The following is a 516-nucleotide window of genomic DNA, read 5'->3' on the forward strand; positions in this document are numbered from 1 at the left end:
TGATCACCAAGTGGTGTTAGATGGATTTATCGCGCGTTTAGAGCTGGAGCCGGACATTGATGTGATTGGCACGGCAAGCAACGGCTTGGGAGCGATTGAGGTCGTTAAGCATCTGCGACCGGATGTTGTGCTTATGGACATCAGCATGCCAATCATGAATGGCATCGAAGCAACGGGTGTGATTAAAGAGGAATTACCAGAGAGTAAAATTCTCATGCTTACGATGCATGATAACCGCGAATACATCATGAAAGTTATGCAGGCAGGGGCGGTGGGATACATGCTCAAGGAAATTTCAGCCGAGAAAATGGTGCAAGCCATCAAAACCGTGAACCAAGGCTCAACCTATTTTTGCGAGTCCGTAACTCAGACGCTCTTTACGCAAGAAATCAAACCCGCTCATCATAAACCCAATCCGCTTAGTCGACGAGAAGAGGCGGTCTTGAGGTTGGTGGCACAAGGCAATAGCAGTAAGAAAATCGCGACGTTACTCAATATCAGCTATCGAACAGTAGA

The 516-nt window shown here is 47.3% G+C and carries 1 protein-coding gene; it reads left to right on the plus strand.

The features are described 5' to 3' along the window. Positions 1-516: response regulator transcription factor (locus R8N47_RS28455; RefSeq protein ID WP_318186515.1), on the plus strand; the 516-nt coding region annotated here is incomplete at both ends.

Source organism: Vibrio sp. 2132-1, from assembly GCF_033344315.1.